Below are 18,506 nucleotides of genomic sequence, written 5' to 3'. Positions count from 1 at the left end.
CAGGGCCAGCTATTAATACAGGAAAGCTGGCTTTTGTCGATTGCCATAAGGGATTATGAATATGCCTCGTATAAAAATCGTTACCGCGCTGCTGGCTGCGGTCGTCACTCCATCGCTTTACGCTGCAGGCCAGGGAGAAATGGTGGTCACCGCCACCGGCTTTGAGCAGAAAATTCAGGATGCCCCCGCCTCGATTTCCGTTATCACCAAAAAGCAGCTTGAGGATAAAGCTTACCGCGATGTGACCGATGCGCTGAAAGATGTGCCGGGCGTGGTGGTGACCGGCGGGGCCAGCAGCAGCGATATCAGCATTCGCGGTATGTCCTCTAAATACACGCTGTTTCTGGTGGACGGTAAGCGTATTAGCACGCGCGATACCCGGCCTAACAGCGACAACGCCGGGATTGAGCAGGGCTGGCTGCCGCCGCTGGAATCCATTGAACGTATTGAAGTTATTCGTGGACCTATGTCGTCGCTATATGGTTCCGATGCGATGGGCGGCGTGATTAATGTGATAACTAAAAAAATCGCTACGCAACAGGCCTGGCGGGGTGCGATACATGGCGATGCGACTCTGCAGGAAAACCGCGACTCAGGCGATCTGTTCCAAACCAATGCTTACGCTTCCGGGCCGTTGATTGACGGGTTGCTGGGCATGAAAGTCACCGGGCTGCTGTCACGCCGCGCAGAAGACAAGATCCTGAATGGCTACAGCGAGCAGAAAATGCGTAACGGCGCCGTTACCTTTAACCTGACGCCAAATGACGATAACAATATTGATATTGATATCGCCCGTGAATTACAGGATCGCAACAGTACGCCGGGCAAAACCGATGCGCTGGAAAGCTGCCGTAATAAAATCTGTAAACCCAACACCCGCAGCGACAGCCGTTATACCCATACCACTTATGGCATAACGCATAGCGGCTACTATGACGCGTTTAACACCACCAGCTACGTTCAGCATGAAGAGAGCCGCAATCCGGGCCGTAAAATGGCGTTCAACAACACCATTCTGAATAATCTGAATCAACTGTTTTTGGGCGATCATACGCTTTCTCTCGGCGGCGAATACCGCTATGAAAAGCTGCGTGACAGCGGCAACCAGCTTGAGGCGGCCGCAGGGCTGGAGAAGCTGACGCGCTGGAGCTGGGCGCTGTTTGCTGAAGATGAGTGGCTGATGGCGGACAATTTCACCCTGACGGGCGGGGTGCGCATGAATGAAGATGAAAATTACGGCACCAACTGGACGCCGCGCGGCTATGGCGTCTGGCATATCAGCGAGCAGTGGATCCTGAAAGGCGGCGTCTCAGCGGGCTACCGTGCGCCTGATGTGCGTCAGTCTTCTGCCAGCTGGGGGCAGGTAACCGGCGGCGGTCGCAGTGACGGCATGATTGTTGGCAATCCCGACCTGAAGCCGGAAAAAAGCCTGAGTGAAGAGATTACGCTGCTGTGGGATAACCAGCACAACCTGAACGCGGGCGTCACGCTGTTCAATACCGATTTCAAAAACAAAATCACCGAATTGCGGCGCTGTAACAGCAAGGCGGATCCTGCCTGCACCATTGGCAATACCTCTTATGATTTTGTCAGCGATCGGGTAAACGTCGATAAAGCAAGAATAAGCGGCGTTGAATCAACCTTTGGCTGGCGTATCACGCAGGATCTTAACCTGACAGCGAACCATACCTGGACGCAGTCAGAACAGAAAAGCGGGAAATTCTCCGGCCAGCCGTTAAACAAAATGCCGAAGCACATGTTTAATGCCACGCTTGACTGGCAGGCAATGCCGACGCTGGGTTTCTGGAGCCGACTGAATCTGCGTGGCAAAACCTCAGAGTATCTGAGCCGCACCTCAATGGCGCAGGGAACGCCGTCTTACGCGCAGGTTGATACCGGCATCCGCTATCAGGCGACTAAGCAGATAATGGTAACCGCTGGTATCTATAACCTTCTCGATAAAACCATCGATTATGATGATTACGCCACCGTGCTGGACGGCCGCCGCTATACCGCAGGCATGAGCTATACCTTCTGATCGAGGCGGTAAAGAGAGCATCAGGGCGAGCAGGCGGCCCGTCCTGATGTAATTGGTCAGCTTTCCGCTACCTGCTTATGGAACAGCTCGCGGAACACAGGATAGATATCTTCCGGTTCACGAATATGCTGAATGGCGAAGTTGTCGAACGACGCCTGGAGATGCTCATATTCACGCCATAGCGTTTGATGAGCACGGCGGGTGATTTCGATATAGCTATAGTAACGCACCACCGGCAGGATGTTTTTCGCCAGTATTTCATGGCACAGCGGCGAGTCATCAGCCCAGTTATCGCCATCCGATGCCTGGGCGGCGTAAATGTTCCACTGGGCAGGATCGTAGCGATCTTTTACCACCTCATCCATCAGCTTTAAGGCGCTGGAAACAATGGTGCCGCCGGTCTCCTGCGAGTAGAAAAACTCCTGTTCATCAACTTCCTTTGCTTGCGTATGGTGGCGGATATAAACCACCTCCACGTTTTTATAGGTGCGGCTCAGGAACAGATAAAGCAAGATATAGAAGCGTTTTGCCATATCTTTGGTTGCCTGATCCATTGAACCTGACACGTCCATCAAACAAAACATCACGGCCTGACTGGAAGGCTCTGGCCGCTTTTCAAAGTTCTTGTAACGCAGGTCAAACGTGTCAATAAAGGGAACCCGCTCGATACGCGCCCGCAGTTCGGCGATCTCTTTGCGCAGCTGCTCCTCTTCCAGTAGCTGAGCTGGCTCCGTGTTTTCCACCGTTTGCAGCGTTTCTTCCAGCTCACGCAGCATGCGGCGTTTACCGGCAGTCATTGCCGTACGGCGCGCCAGTGAATTTTGTAACGAGCGCACCACGCTGATATTGGCGGGTACGCCGTTCGAGGTAAAACCGGCGCGATGGGTTTTATATTCATTCATCTGTCGCTGCTGTGTTTTGCGCAGGTTAGGCAACGCCAGATCTTCAAACAGTAGATCGAGATATTCATCTTTCGATATCTGGAAAACAAACTCATCCTGGCCCTCACCATCCTGGCTGGCATTGCCCTGGCCGCTTCCACCGCCGCCGCCTCCGCCCTGGGGCCGTTCTACGCGGTCGTTCTGGACAAAATGATCGTTACCAGGGTGAACGCGATGGCGCGTGCCGCCATGTCCCTGATGAAAAATTGGTTCATGAATGTCATCTACCGGAATAGAAACAGATTCACCACTCTCAACGTCGGTAACCGAACGTTTATTGATGGCCTCGGAGATCGACTGTTTAATTTGCGACTTGTAGCGGCGTAAAAAACGCTGGCGGTTAACCGCGCTTTTATTTTTTCCGTTCAGTCGCCGATCGATAAAATAGGCCATAGCTCCCCCAAACCACGTTGCAAGCAAGGTCGGACATAATGCCCGACCTCTTTATTGTCGCTTCCGTTACGTTTCCAGGCTGGTACGCCTTACATCAGGATGATTTACGCACGCGCAGATACCATTCGCACAGCAAACGCACCTGCTTGCGGGTATAGCCTTTTTCCATCATGCGATCGACAAAATCATCGTGTTTCTTCTGCTCGTCAGTTGACGTTTTCGCGTTAAAGGAGATAACCGGCAACAGCTCTTCGGTATTAGAGAACATTTTCTTCTCAATAACCGTGCGAAGCTTCTCATAGCTGGTCCAGTTGGGGTTGCGTCCACTGTTCTGCGCGCGTGCACGCAGTACGAAGTTAACGATTTCGTTGCGGAAATCTTTGGGATTGCTGATACCGGCTGGCTTTTCAATTTTCTCCAGTTCAGCATTCAGCGCTTCGCGGTCAAACAGCTGACCGGTGTCGGGATCGCGATACTCCTGATCCTGAATCCAGAAATCGGCGTAGGTGACATAGCGATCGAAAATATTCTGACCATATTCCGAATAAGATTCCAGATAAGCAGTTTGAATCTCTTTACCGATAAATTCCGCGTATTTAGGGATCAGGTAACCTTTCAGGAATTCCAGATATTTTTCCGCCAGTTCCTGCGGGAACTGTTCACGCTCAATCTGCTGTTCCAGCACGTAGAACAGATGAACCGGGTTGGCGGCCACTTCGGTATGGTCGAAGTTAAATACCCGCGACAGGATTTTAAAGGCGAAACGCGTTGAAAGACCGTTCATGCCTTCATCCACGCCAGCATAATCGCGATATTCCTGGTACGATTTGGCTTTCGGATCGGTATCTTTCAGGCTTTCGCCATCATAGACACGCATTTTGGAATAGATGCTGGAGTTTTCCGGCTCTTTCAGGCGCGAAAGAATCGAGAAACGGGCCAGCGTCTCCAGCGTACCTGGCGCGCAAGGCGAGTGCGTCAGCTCACTGTGGTTAAGCAGTTTCTCGTAAATCTTGATCTCTTCTGAGACACGCAGGCAATAGGGCACCTTAACGATATAAACACGGTCAAGGAACGCCTCATTGTTTTTGTTGTTACGGAACGTCACCCATTCTGATTCGTTGGAGTGCGCGAGAATAATGCCGTTAAACGGCAGGGCGGAGATACCTTCCGTGCCGTTGTAGTTGCCTTCCTGCGTGGCGGTCAACAGCGGATGCAGCACCTTAATCGGTGCTTTGAACATCTCAACGAACTCCATGATGCCCTGGTTAGCGCGGCACAATGCGCCGGAATAGCCATAGGCGTCGGGATCGTTTTGCGCGTGGTTCTCCAGCTTACGAATATCCACCTTACCGACCAGAGCGGAGATGTCCTGGTTATTCTCATCGCCCGGCTCGGTTTTCGCGATCGCCAACTGCTCCAGAATCGACGGCCAAACCTTCACCACTTTAAAACGGGTGATATCGCCACCGAAATCATGCAGCCGTTTCGCCGCCCACGGCGACATAATGGTGCCGAGGTAACGACGTGGCACACCATACTCTTTTTCAAGAATGTTGGCGTCTTCCTGCGGATTAAACAGACACAGCGGATGGTCGTTAACCGGGCTGCGTTCGCCGTCGGCGCTCAGCACATAGATAGGCACGCGCTGCATCAGTGATTTCAAACGTTCGGCGAGTGAGGATTTACCACCCCCTACCGGGCCCAACAGGTACAGGATCTGTTTCTTCTCTTCCAGACCCTGAGCCGCATGTTTCAGGTAAGAAACGATCTGTTCAATCGCTTCCTCCATACCATAGAACTCTTCAAAGGCCGGATAGCGTGCAATAACACGATTTGAGAACAGTCGGGAAAGGCGAGGCTCCTGGGCAGTATCGACCATTACTGGCTCACCAATAGCCATTAATAGTCTTTCTGCCGCGTTGGCGTATGCACTGCGATCCTGCTTACAGGTGGTCAGGAATTCCTGCAGTGTGAACTCTTCGTCCTTGGCAGCTTCATAACGCTGACGATAGTGATCGAATATATTCATAGCGATGCCCGTCCTTTCATTTTTAGCACAGGTAATGGAAGCGTTATAAAAGGTGTATCAGCTTCCGGAAGATATTCTCTTAGGAGTACAGCAACCCTTATGCCAACCTGACGTATTTTTATCGGGGTACACAGATCTGATGGTTACTCTGCTCGAACGAATTACATAGGTTACTTTTAACTGTAGATGGCATTTCAGGAATTTTCTTTAATGCCATTTAATTTCAATAGGAAAGTTGAGCCAGTAATAAGCATTGCCCTTGTGGGACGCGGCCTGTGACCTTTTTGTAAATAAGCGAGAAAGGCCGTAGCAAAGTGAACCCTTCTTTCGTTTGAAAATGACAAAATGTATTAAGATTTAAACCTGCCACACAATGGCGTTAAACTATCTCTCTAATTGTTATATCTATGGAAGAAACATATTGTGAACCGATTCAAAATTAGCGCGCTTGCTTTGCTTTTACCTCTTTGTGGTGTCGCTCAGGCGGAAGAGAGTGCTCCGCTTACGCTGGGCGCCTCAGTTGCGTATGCGCAAAGCCCCTATAAAGGTGGACAGGATCGCTGGCTGCCGCTTCCGGTGATCAACTATGAAGGCGACAGCTTTTGGCTGCGTACGCTGCAGGGCGGTTATTACCTGTGGAAAGACCCACAAAATCAGCTTTCTCTGACGCTGGCCGGTTCGGCGCAGCGCTACGATCCCGATGATAACGATCTGGGCGCGATGAAAGGGCTGGATGAGCGTCGGATGACGATGATGGGGGGCCTGGAATACCGTCATATCGCTGACTGGGGTATCGTGCGTACCAATCTGTTGGGCGATGTGCTGGGTAAAAGTGATGGCATCGTCTGGGATCTGACCTATCTCTATCGCTTTGAGTTTGGCGACTTCAGCCTGGCGCCGGGCATTGGCGCAACCTGGACCAGCGCTAATCAGAACCGTTATTACTATGGCGTTTCTGGTCATGAGGCGGCGCGCACCGGTATTCGCCGCTATCAGCCAGACGATAGCTGGAGCCCTTACGCTGAACTCAGCGCTAACTATCGTCTGACCGAACGCTGGAACACCAGCGTCTATGCGCGTTACACGCGTCTGGCTGATGAGATCAAAGATAGCCCGATGGTGGATAAAAATTCTCAGCTGACCACCTGGGCTGGCATCAGCTACAGCTTTTAATCTAACTGGCTAAAACGGGGCGGCTACCGCTCCGTTGCACCTTTTCGGTGCGCGCCCGTTGTGCAAAGGAGGGAAAATGGGCAAAAGTATCATGTTTGCAGCCGATTTGACGCTGCCTGCCATTGGGCAGGGCACCTGGTATATGGGTGAAAGTGCCGATCAACGTCAGCAGGAGGTGGCCGCGTTACAGGCGGGGCTGGAATGCGGTTTAACGGTCATCGATACCGCGGAAATGTACGCTGAGGGCGGCGCGGAGCGCGTGGTTGGCGAGGCGTTGCAGGGGAGGCGCGATCGCGCCTGGCTGATTTCTAAGTTCTATCCCTGGCATGCCGGTGTCGTTGATGCGGTAGAGGCCTGTGAACGCAGCCTGCAGCGCCTGAAAACGGACTATCTCGATCTCTACCTGCTGCACTGGCGCGGCAACATTCCGTTGGAAGAGACCATTCGAGCCATGGAAAAGCTGCAGCAGCAAGGGAAAATTCGCCGCTGGGGCGTTTCTAATTTCGACTGCGACGATATGCAGGAGCTTTGGCAAGAGCCAGGCGGCGAAGCCTGTAGCGCGAATCAGGTGCTGTATCATCTTGCCTCGCGCGGCATTGAATACGATCTGCTGCCAGCCTGTAGTCAGCGCCAGCTGCCGATTATGGCCTATTGCCCACTGGCTCAGGCGGGGCGCTTGCGTCATGATTTACTGACCCATCCTGAACTCGGTGAGATTGCCAACGAACGTGGCATCAGCGTTGCGCAACTGCTGTTGGCCTGGGTTATTCGTCACGCTAACGTGATGGCGATTCCCAAGGCCAGCAGCGTTCACCACGTACGTGAAAATGCTGCCGCGTTAACCGTCACCCTGGATGATGCGCATCTGGCGCGTATGGATCGGCTGTTTCCACCGCCGCAAAGTAAACAGCCGCTGGATGTCGTGTGATAAAAGCAGGCCGGGCAAAACCCGGCCTCAGTCGCTGATTGCGCTTCTGGCTAGCGCTTTTTACGCAGGCGAAAGGTGGTGCCGAGACGCGCTGGCTGTTCAGGCGCGCTTTTCATAGGCGTATTGATACGTGCGGTTTCTACGCACACCATGGTCTGAAAGCCATGATTCGTCATATCGGCCATGCTGCAGGATAATTCCACGCCCGGATTCCAGGTCACCACATCGCTGTGATGATGGTGGTAAACCTCAATCACGCGCTCTCCGGCTTTATCATGAATCAGGCTACAATCTTCCGGCTGGGTATAAATACGATCGACCTGTCCGACGTAGCGCTGTTTACCGTCTGCCGAGGTTCCCTGTTCGCCGCCTTTCACTTTATCAATAAAAGCTGAGCCCAGGCCGCTGACTTCCACTTCCTGAATGTCTGCCACGTTAAAATAGCTGTGCAGGGCGCATGTCGCCTGATATTCACCATGTGCTTCCAGCTCGATTTCGCAATGCTCGCCCAGGCGGAAACGCGCAATCAGCGTGAAATCATGCGGCCACAGCGCTTTGGTCTGCTCATTGCTTTCCAGTACCAGCGTCAGCAGCACGTTGTCGTTATTTTCATCGTGCGCCGAGAGCGTCCAGGGCTGATTACGGGCAAAGCCGTGCGCCGGTTGGCCTGCCGGGCCAAACCAGGGCCAGCAGATCGGCACGCCGCCGCGAATGGCTTTACCTGCGGTAAACGGCGTTTTTTCACTCAGCCAGATAACCGGTTTTTCACCGTTTGGCTGCCAGGCGATCAGCTGTGCGCCCTGGAGAGTGATCGCCGCGCGTACTTTGGGATGATTAACCACAATAACCGGCAATTCACCCGCCTGGCGCTGGCTCAGGTAAGGGGAGATTTGGTTTACCACAGGAAGCGAAAAAATATTTTCGGTCATGATGTTACCTTGCTGGAATTCAGGCGATAAAAAAGGGCGACCGTAGTCGCCCTCTATGTTTAGTCTGACACCGTTACTTATTTAGAAGCAACCAGCGCGACCAGGTCCAGAACTTTGTGAGAGTAGCCGGTTTCGTTGTCATACCAGGAAACCAGTTTCACGAAGTTGTCGTTCAGAGCGATACCTGCAGCGGCATCAAACACGGAAGTCAGGGTTTCGCCGTTGAAATCGGTAGAAACCACGGCATCTTCGGTGTAACCCAGAACGCCTTTCATGTCGCCTTCAGACGCAGCTTTGATTGCTTCACAAATTTCTTTGTAAGAAGCAGGCTTAGCCAGACGCACGGTCAGGTCAACCACAGATACGTTCGGGGTAGGAACGCGGAACGCCATACCGGTCAGTTTGCCGTTCAGTTCCGGCAGAACTTTACCTACTGCTTTAGCAGCACCGGTAGAAGACGGGATGATGTTCTGTGCTGCGCCACGGCCGCCGCGCCAGTCTTTGTGAGACGGGCCATCAACGGTTTTCTGGGTAGCAGTGGTGGCGTGAACGGTGGTCATCAGGCCTTCAACGATACCGAATTTGTCGTTGATGACTTTAGCCAGCGGTGCCAGGCAGTTGGTGGTGCAGGATGCGTTGGAAACGATGTCCTGGCCATCATATTTGTCAAAGTTGGCGCCGCGAACAAACATCGGGGTGTCATCTTTAGACGGGCCGGTCATAACCACTTTTTTCGCGCCAGCAGCGATGTGTTTACGTGCAGTTTCGTCGGTCAGGAAGATACCGGTTGCTTCTGCTACTACGTCAACGCCGACTTCGTCCCACTTCAGGTTAGCCGGGTCTTTTTCAGAGGTAACACGGATTTTTTTGCCGTTTACGATCAGCGCGCCGTCCTGTACTTCAACGGTGCCGTCGAAGCGGCCGTGCGTTGAGTCATATTTCAGCATGTACGCCATGTATTCCGCGTCCAGCAGATCGTTGATTGCAACGATTTCAACGTCAGAACGTTGCTGCGCAGCACGGAAAACGATGCGACCGATACGACCAAAACCGTTAATACCTACTTTGATAGTCATATATTCCACCAGCTATTTGTTAGTGAATAAAAGGTTGCCTGTAAAATTACAAAATCCTTACCAGGCGTCAAGCGGAATCGTGTCAATTATTGCGACAAATCAAACCCGTGAAGGTGAATTTACCGCTAAAAATCCGCTCTCGCGACGCTTGCCAGCCAGCGTTTTACGCCTCGACGACTGAATATAAAGGCCTGCTTTAAGCGGAAAGTGATCTACATCACAATTTGACAGTTAGACTCCTCTCAAAACTCGCCAGGCACAAAATATTAAGCTGTTCTTGTTAACTGTTTGTTAGAATACTAGCCGATTTTTCCAGAATGACACTGCCTGAGACGATGAAAATGGCTAAACAATTGAACGATCATACGCCTGATACCCAGCTCAGTGAAATGCAGCTTTATGTTACTCAGCAGCGGGGCACCGAGCCGCCCTTTAGCGGCGCGCTGTTACACAACAAAGCGGAAGGCATTTATCACTGTCTGGTTTGCAATGCGCCGTTGTTTTTATCGGAAACCAAATATGATTCCGGCTGCGGCTGGCCCAGCTTTTATCAGCCCTACAGCGAAGATGCGATTCATTATCTGGAAGATAACTCGCACGGTATGCAGCGCATTGAGATTCGCTGCGGCAGCTGCGATTCGCACCTGGGGCACGTCTTTCCTGATGGTCCGCAACCGAGCGGCGAACGCTACTGCGTAAATTCAGCGTCGTTAAGTTTCAGCGATAATGATGGCAATCAGATGAAAGGTTAATGCGATGAAATCTGAACTCAATGCGATAGTGGAAGCGATGACGCCTGATATTTATCAGCGGCTGGCTACGGCAGTAGAAATCGGAAAATGGCCAGATGGCGTGGCGCTTACGGAAGAGCAAAAAGAGCATTGCATGCAACTGGTAATGCTGTGGCAGGCGCAAAATAATCATCAGCCGCAGCATATGAGTATCGGCGCGGGCGGGGAATTGGTTACCCGCTCCAAGCGTGAGCTAAAGGAAGAGTTTGGTATCGGTGACAGCGTCACGCGTATTAAACTGCAGTAATCATCCCGCCACTGAAGGCGGGATAAGCTTACCGGCGGATCAGCGCGCCGCTCGCTGCCATGTCCGCGAACGCCTGCGCGCTGTCCTGCGGCTGTAAATTAACGCCGCGGCAGCCTTCTGCGACTACTTCAACCTCATAACCCAGCCGCAGCGCATCCAGCACGCTATATTTCACGCAATAGTCTGTCGCCAGACCCATCATCACCAGGCGGGTTACGCCTTGTTGACGTAGCCAGGCGTCCAGTCCGGTTTGACGCCGTTGGCCGTTATCGAAAAAGGCGCTATAGCTATCAATATCGGGCTGCTCGCCCTTATGAAAGATCTTATCGATCAGCGTACGCTTGAGCGCCGGATGAAAATCAGCGCCCTGGCTGTGCTGAATAGCATGATCGGGCCACCATATCTGCGGCAGGCCGTTTAGCTCGCCCAGGGTGTTTACCGCCTCGCCAGAAACCGAGGCAAAACTGCCATGGTTAGCCGGATGCCAGTCCTGAGTCGCAATCACCGGCTCGCCGCGCTGATGAAACGCCTCGGCCAGTTGATTAGCCACGGCGATAGTCGCGTCGCCGTCGACCACCGCCAGCGCGCCGCCCGGACAAAAGTCATTTTGCAAATCGATAAGGATCAGAGCCTGGGTCATAATGGATTCCGCTATCAGTTATCGGATGTCAGTTCGCCGCGCAGGTTAACCTGCATCAGCTGACGCACTTCATCGCAGCTCAACGGCTGGCTGAGCAGATAGTGCAGTTTGGTTAACGTGGCTTCCACCGTCATATCAAAGCCGCCAATCACGCCCGCGTGCGCAAGCGCGTTACCGGTCGCGTAGCCGCCCATATTGACCTTGCCTGACATACATTGGGTCAGGTTAACCACCACAATACCGCGTTCAGAAGCAGCACGCAGCTCAGCAAGGAACTCCGCGTTTTGCGGCGCGTTGCCCACGCCGTAAGAGCGTAAAATCAGCGCTTTTACCGGCTGACGCAGGAAGTTACGCACCACCTCCGCCGAAATCCCCGGATAAAGCGTCACCACGCCGATAGGCTGAGGCGTAATAGGGTGAACCAGCAGTTCGCCTTCGCCCTGTGGTGCTGCGGGAGTATTCAGGCGACGGATGTGGATACCGGCTTCCAGCAGCGGCGGCAGATTCGGTGAGTCGAAAGCATTAAAACCATCCGCATGGGCTTTGGTGGTACGGTTGCCGCGGTAAAGGGTATTGTTAAAGAATAAGGTGACCTCTTTTACCGGATAGTTTGCCGCCACGAACAGCGCATTCAGCAGATTTTGTTGCCCATCGGAACGCAGCGCCTCAAGGGGAATCTGTGACCCGGTCACAATCACCGGCTTGGTCAGATTTTCCAGCATAAAAGAGAGCGCGGAGGCGGTAAACGCCATGGTATCGGTGCCGTGCAGAATAACGAAGCCATCGTATAACGCATAATTTTGCCGAATATCATCAGCAATGGCCTGCCAGTCCTGCGGCGTCATATCAGAAGAGTCGATCAGCGGCTGATATTCATGAATGGTGAAATTGGGCATTTCCGGTCGATGGAACTCCGGCATTGCCGCCAGCTGCTGTTGCAGATGACCGGAAACCGGGATGTAACCTTGCTCTGAACGCTGCATACCGATCGTCCCGCCGGTATAGGCAACGTAAATAGATTTTTTTTGCATGAAAAGCGACTCAGCTTGGCGGTAAACCCGCAGTATACGGAAAAGTCTGGGGAAGAGCAGCCCGACCAGCAGCAACGCCGATCGGGCTGAAAATTAACGCACGTCGCCGCAGGTCAGGCAAAGCGCGTAACGGTTTTGCGGATCGTTCAGCGTACCCATCAGGCCCGGCTGCTGTTTCATCGCGCTGGCGACATCAGCCAGCGGCGCAGGCAGCCAGGCTTTCAGCGCCGCAGGCACCATTCCCTGAACGGAAGCGTCCATCTGGCCCAGTACCATATCAATAAAGGCGGGCTCGTCAGCAAACCAGTTCAGCTGAATATCCTTCACCTTCGCCAGCTCTGCTGCTTTGGTAATGGCATCATCGAAATCGCCCAGCGCATCGACCAGGCCATTCGCTTTCGCATCTTCGCCGGTCCAGACATGGCCCTGAGCAATCTGATCGATTTGTTCAGGCGTTTTCTGCCGCGCCTTCGCCACCAGACCGATAAAGTTGTGATAGCCGTTTTCAATACTCAGCTGCATCATCTGCTGAACTTCGGTTGGCAGCGCTTTGGTGCTGGCAACGTCCGCCAGCGGCGAAGTCGCAACGCCGTCGGTATGCACGCCGATGGCGTCCAGCGAGTTCTCAACCGTATTGATCACGCCGAAGATACCGATCGAACCGGTCAAGGTTGCCGGGCTGGCGATGATGTAATTCGCCGGTGTAGAGATCCAGTAGCCACCGGAAGCCGCCATGCCACCCATGGAAACCACTACCGGTTTACCGGCCGCGCGTGCCGCTGCCAGCTCCTGACGCACCACTTCCGACGCGGTAACGCTGCCGCCTGGGCTATTTACCCGGAACACAATCGCTTTAATCGCCGGATCAAGACGTGCCTCGCGGATTTGCGCCGCAGTGGTATCGCCGCCGACCGCGCCAGGCGTTTCTTCGCCATCCATAATGGCGCCGTTAGCAAGGATAACCGCGATGTTGCCATTCTGCGTGTTGGTATCCTTCACCGGATAGTCATAAATACTGATGGCGTTGTAATCCTGATCCTGCTTATCCCAGCCAAACTGCTTGCTGAACAGCTGCTCGGTTTCAGCACGGGTTGCCAGCTGATCCACCAGCTTGTTCTCTTTGGCGTACTGTGCGGTATCGCCGCCGGTCTTTTGCAGCCCGCTCAGCAGGCCCTGTGCGCCAGGGAACAGCTGCTGTGCGCTAATCTGCCGGTTAGCGGCCACGGTATTGAGATAGTTCTGCCACAGTTCGCCAACCCAACGGCTGTCTGCTTCGCGCGCGGCCGGAGACATATCATCACGCAGGAAAGGCTCAACCGCAGATTTGTAGGTGCCGACGCGGAAAACGTGTGACGTAACCTTCAGCTTGTCGAGCAGAGTTTTGTAGTACAGCGTATTGGTGGCGAAACCGTGCAGATCTACCGTGCCCTGCGGCGAAAGGAAAATCTTATTGGCGTAGCTGGCAAGGTAGTATTGCGCCTGGCTATAGCTGTCGCCGCTGGCGTAGATCGGTTTACCGCTGTCGCGGAACTCGCGCAGCGCCTTGCCGATATACTGTAAGGAAGGCTGGTCGGCTCCGGCAAAGTTACGCAGGTCCAGCACCATACCGGTGATTTTCTTGTCTTCTTTGGCCTGGCGGATCGCCGCAACCACATCAAACAGCGAATTCTCTTTCAGCCGATCGCTGCTGGCGCCCAGCAGCTGGCGGCCAATTTTGCTGAGTTTATTACTGACTGACGGTTTATCCACCACCACGCCGGAAAGATCGACTTTCAGCGCGCCCTGCGGCACCTCTGCTGGCGTGTTGGCTTCTTTAACCTGTAGCCAGATCCCTACGCCAATCAGCAGCAAAAAAATAAGAAATAAATTGAGGATGCATTCACGAACAAAGTTCAGCACCCGCCATGTCCATTTAAAAAAGCCGGTTATGATTCGCCACAACGTGCGCATGTCTTCTCCATAATCACCAAACAGAGCGCAGAAAACAGCTTTCTGCCAGAATTTCATCCACATCCTAAAGAGCAGTGGGGCAAATGTCAGCAGGAAATCGCACATGGCTGTAACAAAACCTCAGCCTGTGCTAGTTTGCAATGAATGCTAATTATGAGGTGGAGGCATAAATGGATGCACTGGATTTACTGGTTAATCGTCGTTCCGCATCGCGCTTAGCCGAGCCCGCGCCGCAGGCTGAAGCGCTGGACAATATTATTCGCGCCGGTATGCGCGCGCCGGATCATGGCACGCTACAGCCGTGGCGTTTTCATATTATTGAAAAGCAGGGTCGGGAACGCTTCAGCGCGCTGCTGGAGCAGGCGGCACGTGATGGCGAGCTGGATGATAAGGCCATTGAAAAGGCGAAACAGGCACCGTTTCGTGCCCCGATGATCATTACCGTGGTTGCCCACTGCGTCGAGCATCATAAAGTGCCGCGCTGGGAGCAGCTGCTATCCGCAGGCTGTGCGGTGATGGCAATGCAGATGGCCGCTGCCGCGCAGGGCTTTAACGGCATCTGGCGCAGCGGCGCCTGGACCGATAATGAAGCGGTCAGAGCCGCCTTCGGCTGCCGTGAGCAGGATGCGATTGTTGGCTTTCTTTATCTTGGTACGCCGCAGTTAAAATCCTCCACCACCGTGTTACCGCCTGACACCGCTCCGTTTGTCAGTTATTTCTGACAGACCGCACGCCTTTGTTTTGGCAGGATAAGCTGCTTATCCTGCTTTTTTACCGTGCCGTTGCCGGGATGGCTTATCACGCCAGGGCGAACGCGTTAACATAGACAACCGCGCCTGTGCGAACCGTTTAATGTCAGCGACCTGACGTTCCTTTATCTATCTTGTCTTAAGAGAGCTTTACCCCATTCATGCGCCTGTTTATTGCTGAAAAGCCAAGTCTGGCTCGCGCCATTGCCGATGTGCTGCCGAAGCCGCATCGTCGTGGCGAGGGCTACATCGCCTGTGGAAACGATCAGATGGTTACCTGGTGCGTGGGGCACCTGTTGGAACAGGCCCAGCCCGACAGCTATGACAGCCGCTATGCGCGCTGGTCATTAGCTGATTTACCCATTGTGCCGGAAAAATGGCGTTTGCAGCCGCGTCCTTCGGTAGCGAAGCAGCTTAATGTAATTAAAAAGCTGCTGGAGCAGGCGGATGAGGTGATCCACGCCGGTGACCCCGATCGCGAAGGGCAACTGCTGGTGGATGAGGTGCTGGATTATCTGGCGCTGCCCGCCGCCAAACGGGATAAGGTCCAGCGCTGTTTGATTAACGATCTGAACCCACAGGCCGTGGAACGGGCGATTAACCGTTTACGGCAAAACAAAGAATTTATTCCGCTGTGCGTATCGGCGCTGGCCCGCGCCCGCGCTGACTGGCTATACGGCATTAATATGACCCGCGCCTGGACGCTGCTGGGACGCAATGCAGGCTACGATGGCGTGCTGTCGGTAGGGCGCGTACAGACGCCGGTGTTAGGATTAGTGGTGCGGCGCGATGAAGATATCGAGAACTTTATCCCAAAGGATTATTTTGAGGTAAAAGCGCATATCGTCACGCCGAAAGATGAGCGCTTTGTTGCGCTCTGGCAGCCCAGCGATGCCTGTGAACCCTGGCAGGATGAAGAGGGAAGGCTGCTGCATCGTCCGCTGGCGGAACATGTGCTGGCGCGTATTGGCGGCCAGCCTGCCCTGGTGACCGGCTATCAGGACAAACGGGAAAACGACACCGCGCCGTTGCCGTTCTCGCTTTCCAGCCTGCAAATTGAGGCGGCGAGACGTTTTGGCCTCAGCGCTCAGACGGTGCTGGATACCTGTCAGCGCCTGTACGAAACCCATAAGCTGATTACCTATCCGCGTTCCGACAGCCGTTATCTACCGGATGAGCATTTTGCCGGACGCCACGCGGTGCTGAACGCGATTAGCATTCATCAGCCGGAGATGAAAACCCCGGCGGATTTCGATACCAACCGCAAAAACCGCTGCTGGGATGATAAAAAGGTGGATGCCCACCACGCCATTATTCCTACCGCGCGCAGCAGCGCCGTACGCCTTACCGATAATGAAGCCAGTGTTTATGGGCTGATCGCGCGTCAGTATCTGATGCAGTTTTGTCCCGATGCGGTGTATCGCAAATGCGTTATCGAACTGGATATTGCTGGCGGTAAGTTTATCGCCAAAGCGCGTTTTCTGGCCGAAGCGGGCTGGCGTGCGCTGCTGGGCAGTAAAGAGCGCGATGAGGAAAATGACGGTACGCCGCTGCCGGTGGTGGCGAAGGACGACGAACTGCTGTGTGAAAAAGGTGAGATTGCCGCGAAACAGACGCAGCCGCCGCGCCCGTTTACCGATGCCACGCTGTTATCCGCCATGACCGGCATCGCTCGTTTTGTGCAGGATAAAGATCTAAAGAAAATCCTGCGCGCGACCGATGGTTTAGGAACGGAAGCGACGCGGGCCGGTATTATTGAGCTGCTGTTCCGACGCGCCTTCCTGACCAAGAAGGGCCGTTATATTCATGCGACCGAAGCGGGCAGGGCACTGATTCACTCTTTGCCGGAAATGGCTGCGCGTCCTGATATGACGGCCCAGTGGGAATCCACGTTGACGAAAATCAGTGAAAAGGCCTGTCGCTATCAAGATTTTATGCAGCCGCTGGTTACCACGCTGCATGATTTAATTGCGCTGGCGCGTCAGCAAAGCTCAGCGCGCGCTTTTCGTGGCGTAGCGGCACCGGCCGGAAAAGCGAAACGACGTAGCAAAAAGGCGAAGGCAAAGGAGACGGAATAATGAAACTGACCTGGGGCATCCTGCTGGCGCTGCTGTTAACCACGGCGGCGCAGGCGCATCGGCACGACTATAACAGCGGTAATAATCAGGGGAATATGAACAGCGACGTGGTGGTGGATATGCCGCCGGAAGTCTGGACGCAGGGACAAAACCGTTCGCAGAATCCGCCCTGTTTGCGTTGTTGCGTTTATGAGAACCGCAGCTATACCGAGGGTGCGGTGGTGAAAGCGGAAGGGGTGCTGTTGCAGTGCGTACGTGATGAGAAATCGCTGGGCACCAATAACCTGATCTGGCGTATCGTGAAATAAAAAACGGGCGTTGCGCCAGGTTGCGCAACGCCCCTGGTTTACAGCTGGAAATCCGCCCAAATCGGTGCATGGTCGGACGGTTTTTCCATACCACGGATCTGATAGTCAATTCCCGTGTCGATACAGCGCTCCGCCAGCGACCGCGTGGCCAGCAGCAGATCGATACGCAGGCCGCGATTATCATCAAACCCTTTCGAGCGATAATCAAACCAGGAAAAACGATCGGCGCAGTCAGGATTCGCCGCGCGCCAGGTATCGACCAGTCCCCAGTTCATCAAACGATCCATCCATTCCCGCTCTTCTGGCAGAAATGAACATTTACCGGTACGCAGCCAGCGCTTGCGGCTATCTTCACCGATACCGATGTCCAGGTCGCTGCTACTGATATTCATATCGCCCATGACTACTACGCGATCGTCCGCCGTCAGCTGCGTTTCCAGATAGGTTTGCAGATCGCGGTAAAATTTTTCCTTGGCCGGGAATTTTGTTGGGTGGTCACGGCTTTCTCCCTGCGGGAAATAGCCGTTAATCACGGTAATATTCCCGGAAGGCGCGGGGATTTGCGCAATAATCAGACGGCGCTGCGCCTCTTCATCATCCTCAGGAAAACCGCGCTGCACCATCAGCGGCATCTCACGGGTTAACAGGGCAACGCCGTAATGGCCTTTCTGCCCATGATAAAAAACGTAATAACCCAGCTTGCTGACATCTTCCAGCGGAAACATATCATCATGAACCTTGGTTTCCTGCAGGCCGATGACGTCGGGATTATGCTGCTGAATCAGCGCTTCAAGCTGATGAGGGCGAGCGCGTAGCCCGTTGATATTAAAAGAGATAAATTTCATGTTGCCGTTGCTGCTTAGTAAAAAGATGGCAGGATGTTAACAGAGATGTTTTGCTGATGACAGTTTGCAGATGGGTTTTAACAGTACGAACCTTGTCGAAGCTTCTCACCTTCTCCTGTCAGGGGAAGATGCTGCATTACAAACTGGGTTTAATCAGGGAGAATACTTAGAAGATGGTGGTGGGAGAAGGATAACTCGTCGCTGTGCTCCTCGCCCTGCGGGCCGTGCTGCGCACGTTGTCTCGCGCTGCTCGACTCGAACCTTATCGAAGCTTCTCACCTTCTCCCGTCAGGGGAATGTGCTGCATTACAAACTGGGTTTTAATATTGGGCAGGTACTTAAGATGGTGGTGGGAGAAGG

16 protein-coding genes and 1 other RNA gene are annotated in these 18,506 nt (G+C 53.7%); 8 read left to right on the top strand and 9 right to left on the bottom strand.

Annotated elements, in window-relative coordinates:
• The first annotated feature begins 55 nt into the window (after nt 1–55).
• Nucleotides 56–2,038, top strand: coding sequence for a ligand-gated channel protein (locus J2X14_RS05205; RefSeq protein ID WP_352410170.1), 1,983 nt, complete (start codon nt 56–58; stop codon nt 2,036–2,038).
• 56 nt (nt 2,039–2,094) lie between these two features.
• Here the strand turns inward: J2X14_RS05205 and J2X14_RS05200 are convergent, their stop codons facing one another.
• Together J2X14_RS05200 and yeaG are read right to left on the bottom strand one after the other, a co-directional pair.
• The gene (locus J2X14_RS05200) at nt 2,095–3,372 is read right to left on the bottom strand and encodes a YeaH/YhbH family protein (protein ID WP_352410169.1); all 1,278 of its coding nucleotides are present in this window, start codon (nt 3,370–3,372) and stop codon (nt 2,095–2,097) included.
• Between the two features lie 94 nt (nt 3,373–3,466).
• The gene (gene yeaG / locus J2X14_RS05195; RefSeq protein ID WP_352410168.1) at nt 3,467–5,401 is read right to left on the bottom strand and encodes a protein kinase YeaG; all 1,935 of its coding nucleotides are present in this window, start codon (nt 5,399–5,401) and stop codon (nt 3,467–3,469) included.
• A 423-nt stretch (nt 5,402–5,824) separates the two neighbouring features.
• Here yeaG and J2X14_RS05190 point away from each other — a divergent pair, with 423 nt between their 5' ends.
• Nucleotides 5,825–6,574 (top strand): MipA/OmpV family protein, encoded by a 750-nt coding sequence (locus tag J2X14_RS05190; protein WP_352410167.1) that lies wholly within the window; start codon nt 5,825–5,827, stop codon nt 6,572–6,574.
• A 76-nt stretch (nt 6,575–6,650) separates the two neighbouring features.
• Nucleotides 6,651–7,502 carry an aldo/keto reductase gene (locus J2X14_RS05185; protein ID WP_352410166.1) on the top strand — a complete coding sequence of 284 codons (852 nt, stop codon included), beginning with the start codon at nt 6,651–6,653 and terminating at the stop codon, nt 7,500–7,502.
• A 50-nt stretch (nt 7,503–7,552) separates the two neighbouring features.
• Here the strand turns inward: J2X14_RS05185 and J2X14_RS05180 are convergent, their stop codons facing one another.
• Nucleotides 7,553–8,431, bottom strand: a complete 879-nt coding sequence (locus tag J2X14_RS05180) for a D-hexose-6-phosphate mutarotase (protein WP_352410165.1) — start codon at nt 8,429–8,431, stop codon at nt 7,553–7,555.
• Nucleotides 8,432–8,508: 77 nt separating this feature from the next.
• Nucleotides 8,509–9,507: a glyceraldehyde-3-phosphate dehydrogenase gene (gene gapA / locus J2X14_RS05175; RefSeq protein WP_352410164.1), complete on the bottom strand. Its 999-nt coding sequence runs from the start codon at nt 9,505–9,507 to the stop codon at nt 8,509–8,511.
• Nucleotides 9,508–9,848: 341 nt separating this feature from the next.
• Here gapA and msrB point away from each other — a divergent pair, with 341 nt between their 5' ends.
• Both msrB and J2X14_RS05165 read left to right on the top strand, forming a co-directional pair.
• Nucleotides 9,849–10,259: a peptide-methionine (R)-S-oxide reductase MsrB gene (msrB, locus tag J2X14_RS05170; RefSeq protein WP_352410163.1), complete on the top strand. Its 411-nt coding sequence runs from the start codon at nt 9,849–9,851 to the stop codon at nt 10,257–10,259.
• Between the two features lie 4 nt (nt 10,260–10,263).
• A complete protein-coding gene (locus J2X14_RS05165) occupies nt 10,264–10,545 on the top strand; it encodes a YeaC family protein (protein WP_352410162.1) in 282 nt (93 codons plus the stop codon).
• A gap of 28 nt (nt 10,546–10,573) precedes the next feature.
• Here the strand turns inward: J2X14_RS05165 and pncA are convergent, their stop codons facing one another.
• The 3 genes from pncA to sppA form a co-directional block, all read right to left on the bottom strand.
• Nucleotides 10,574–11,185 carry a bifunctional nicotinamidase/pyrazinamidase gene (gene pncA, locus J2X14_RS05160; protein ID WP_352410161.1) on the bottom strand — a complete coding sequence of 204 codons (612 nt, stop codon included), beginning with the start codon at nt 11,183–11,185 and terminating at the stop codon, nt 10,574–10,576.
• A gap of 14 nt (nt 11,186–11,199) precedes the next feature.
• Nucleotides 11,200–12,216 (bottom strand): asparaginase, encoded by a 1,017-nt coding sequence (gene ansA, locus J2X14_RS05155; protein ID WP_352410160.1) that lies wholly within the window; start codon nt 12,214–12,216, stop codon nt 11,200–11,202.
• Nucleotides 12,217–12,309: 93 nt separating this feature from the next.
• Nucleotides 12,310–14,166 carry a signal peptide peptidase SppA gene (sppA, locus tag J2X14_RS05150; RefSeq protein ID WP_352410159.1) on the bottom strand — a complete coding sequence of 619 codons (1,857 nt, stop codon included), beginning with the start codon at nt 14,164–14,166 and terminating at the stop codon, nt 12,310–12,312.
• A gap of 170 nt (nt 14,167–14,336) precedes the next feature.
• Here sppA and J2X14_RS05145 point away from each other — a divergent pair, with 170 nt between their 5' ends.
• The 3 genes from J2X14_RS05145 to J2X14_RS05135 all read left to right on the top strand — a co-directional run bounded on the left by J2X14_RS05145 (nt 14,337) and on the right by J2X14_RS05135 (nt 17,301).
• On the top strand, nt 14,337–14,888 hold the full coding sequence (locus tag J2X14_RS05145; RefSeq protein ID WP_352410158.1) for an NAD(P)H nitroreductase: 552 nt from the start codon (nt 14,337–14,339) through the stop codon (nt 14,886–14,888).
• Nucleotides 14,889–15,076: 188 nt separating this feature from the next.
• The gene (locus tag J2X14_RS05140; RefSeq protein ID WP_352410157.1) at nt 15,077–16,993 is read left to right on the top strand and encodes a DNA topoisomerase III; all 1,917 of its coding nucleotides are present in this window, start codon (nt 15,077–15,079) and stop codon (nt 16,991–16,993) included.
• Nucleotides 16,993–17,301, top strand: a complete 309-nt coding sequence (locus tag J2X14_RS05135; RefSeq protein ID WP_352410156.1) for a YnjH family protein — start codon at nt 16,993–16,995, stop codon at nt 17,299–17,301. The genes J2X14_RS05140 and J2X14_RS05135 overlap by 1 nt, the downstream gene beginning before the upstream one ends.
• 38 nt (nt 17,302–17,339) lie before the next feature.
• Here the strand turns inward: J2X14_RS05135 and xthA are convergent, their stop codons facing one another.
• The gene (gene xthA / locus J2X14_RS05130) at nt 17,340–18,146 is read right to left on the bottom strand and encodes an exodeoxyribonuclease III (protein ID WP_352410155.1); all 807 of its coding nucleotides are present in this window, start codon (nt 18,144–18,146) and stop codon (nt 17,340–17,342) included.
• A gap of 174 nt (nt 18,147–18,320) precedes the next feature.
• Nucleotides 18,321–18,445, bottom strand: a non-coding RNA gene (locus J2X14_RS05125) — RtT sRNA.
• Between the last annotated feature and the right edge of the window lie 61 nt (nt 18,446–18,506).

Origin of the sequence: Mixta sp. BE291 (genome assembly GCF_031457955.1) — a bacterium.
In the GTDB taxonomy this organism is placed as follows: domain Bacteria; phylum Pseudomonadota; class Gammaproteobacteria; order Enterobacterales; family Enterobacteriaceae; genus Mixta.
The sequence above is the reverse complement of the archived record's forward strand: the minus strand, read 5'-3'. Positions and strand labels throughout refer to the sequence as shown.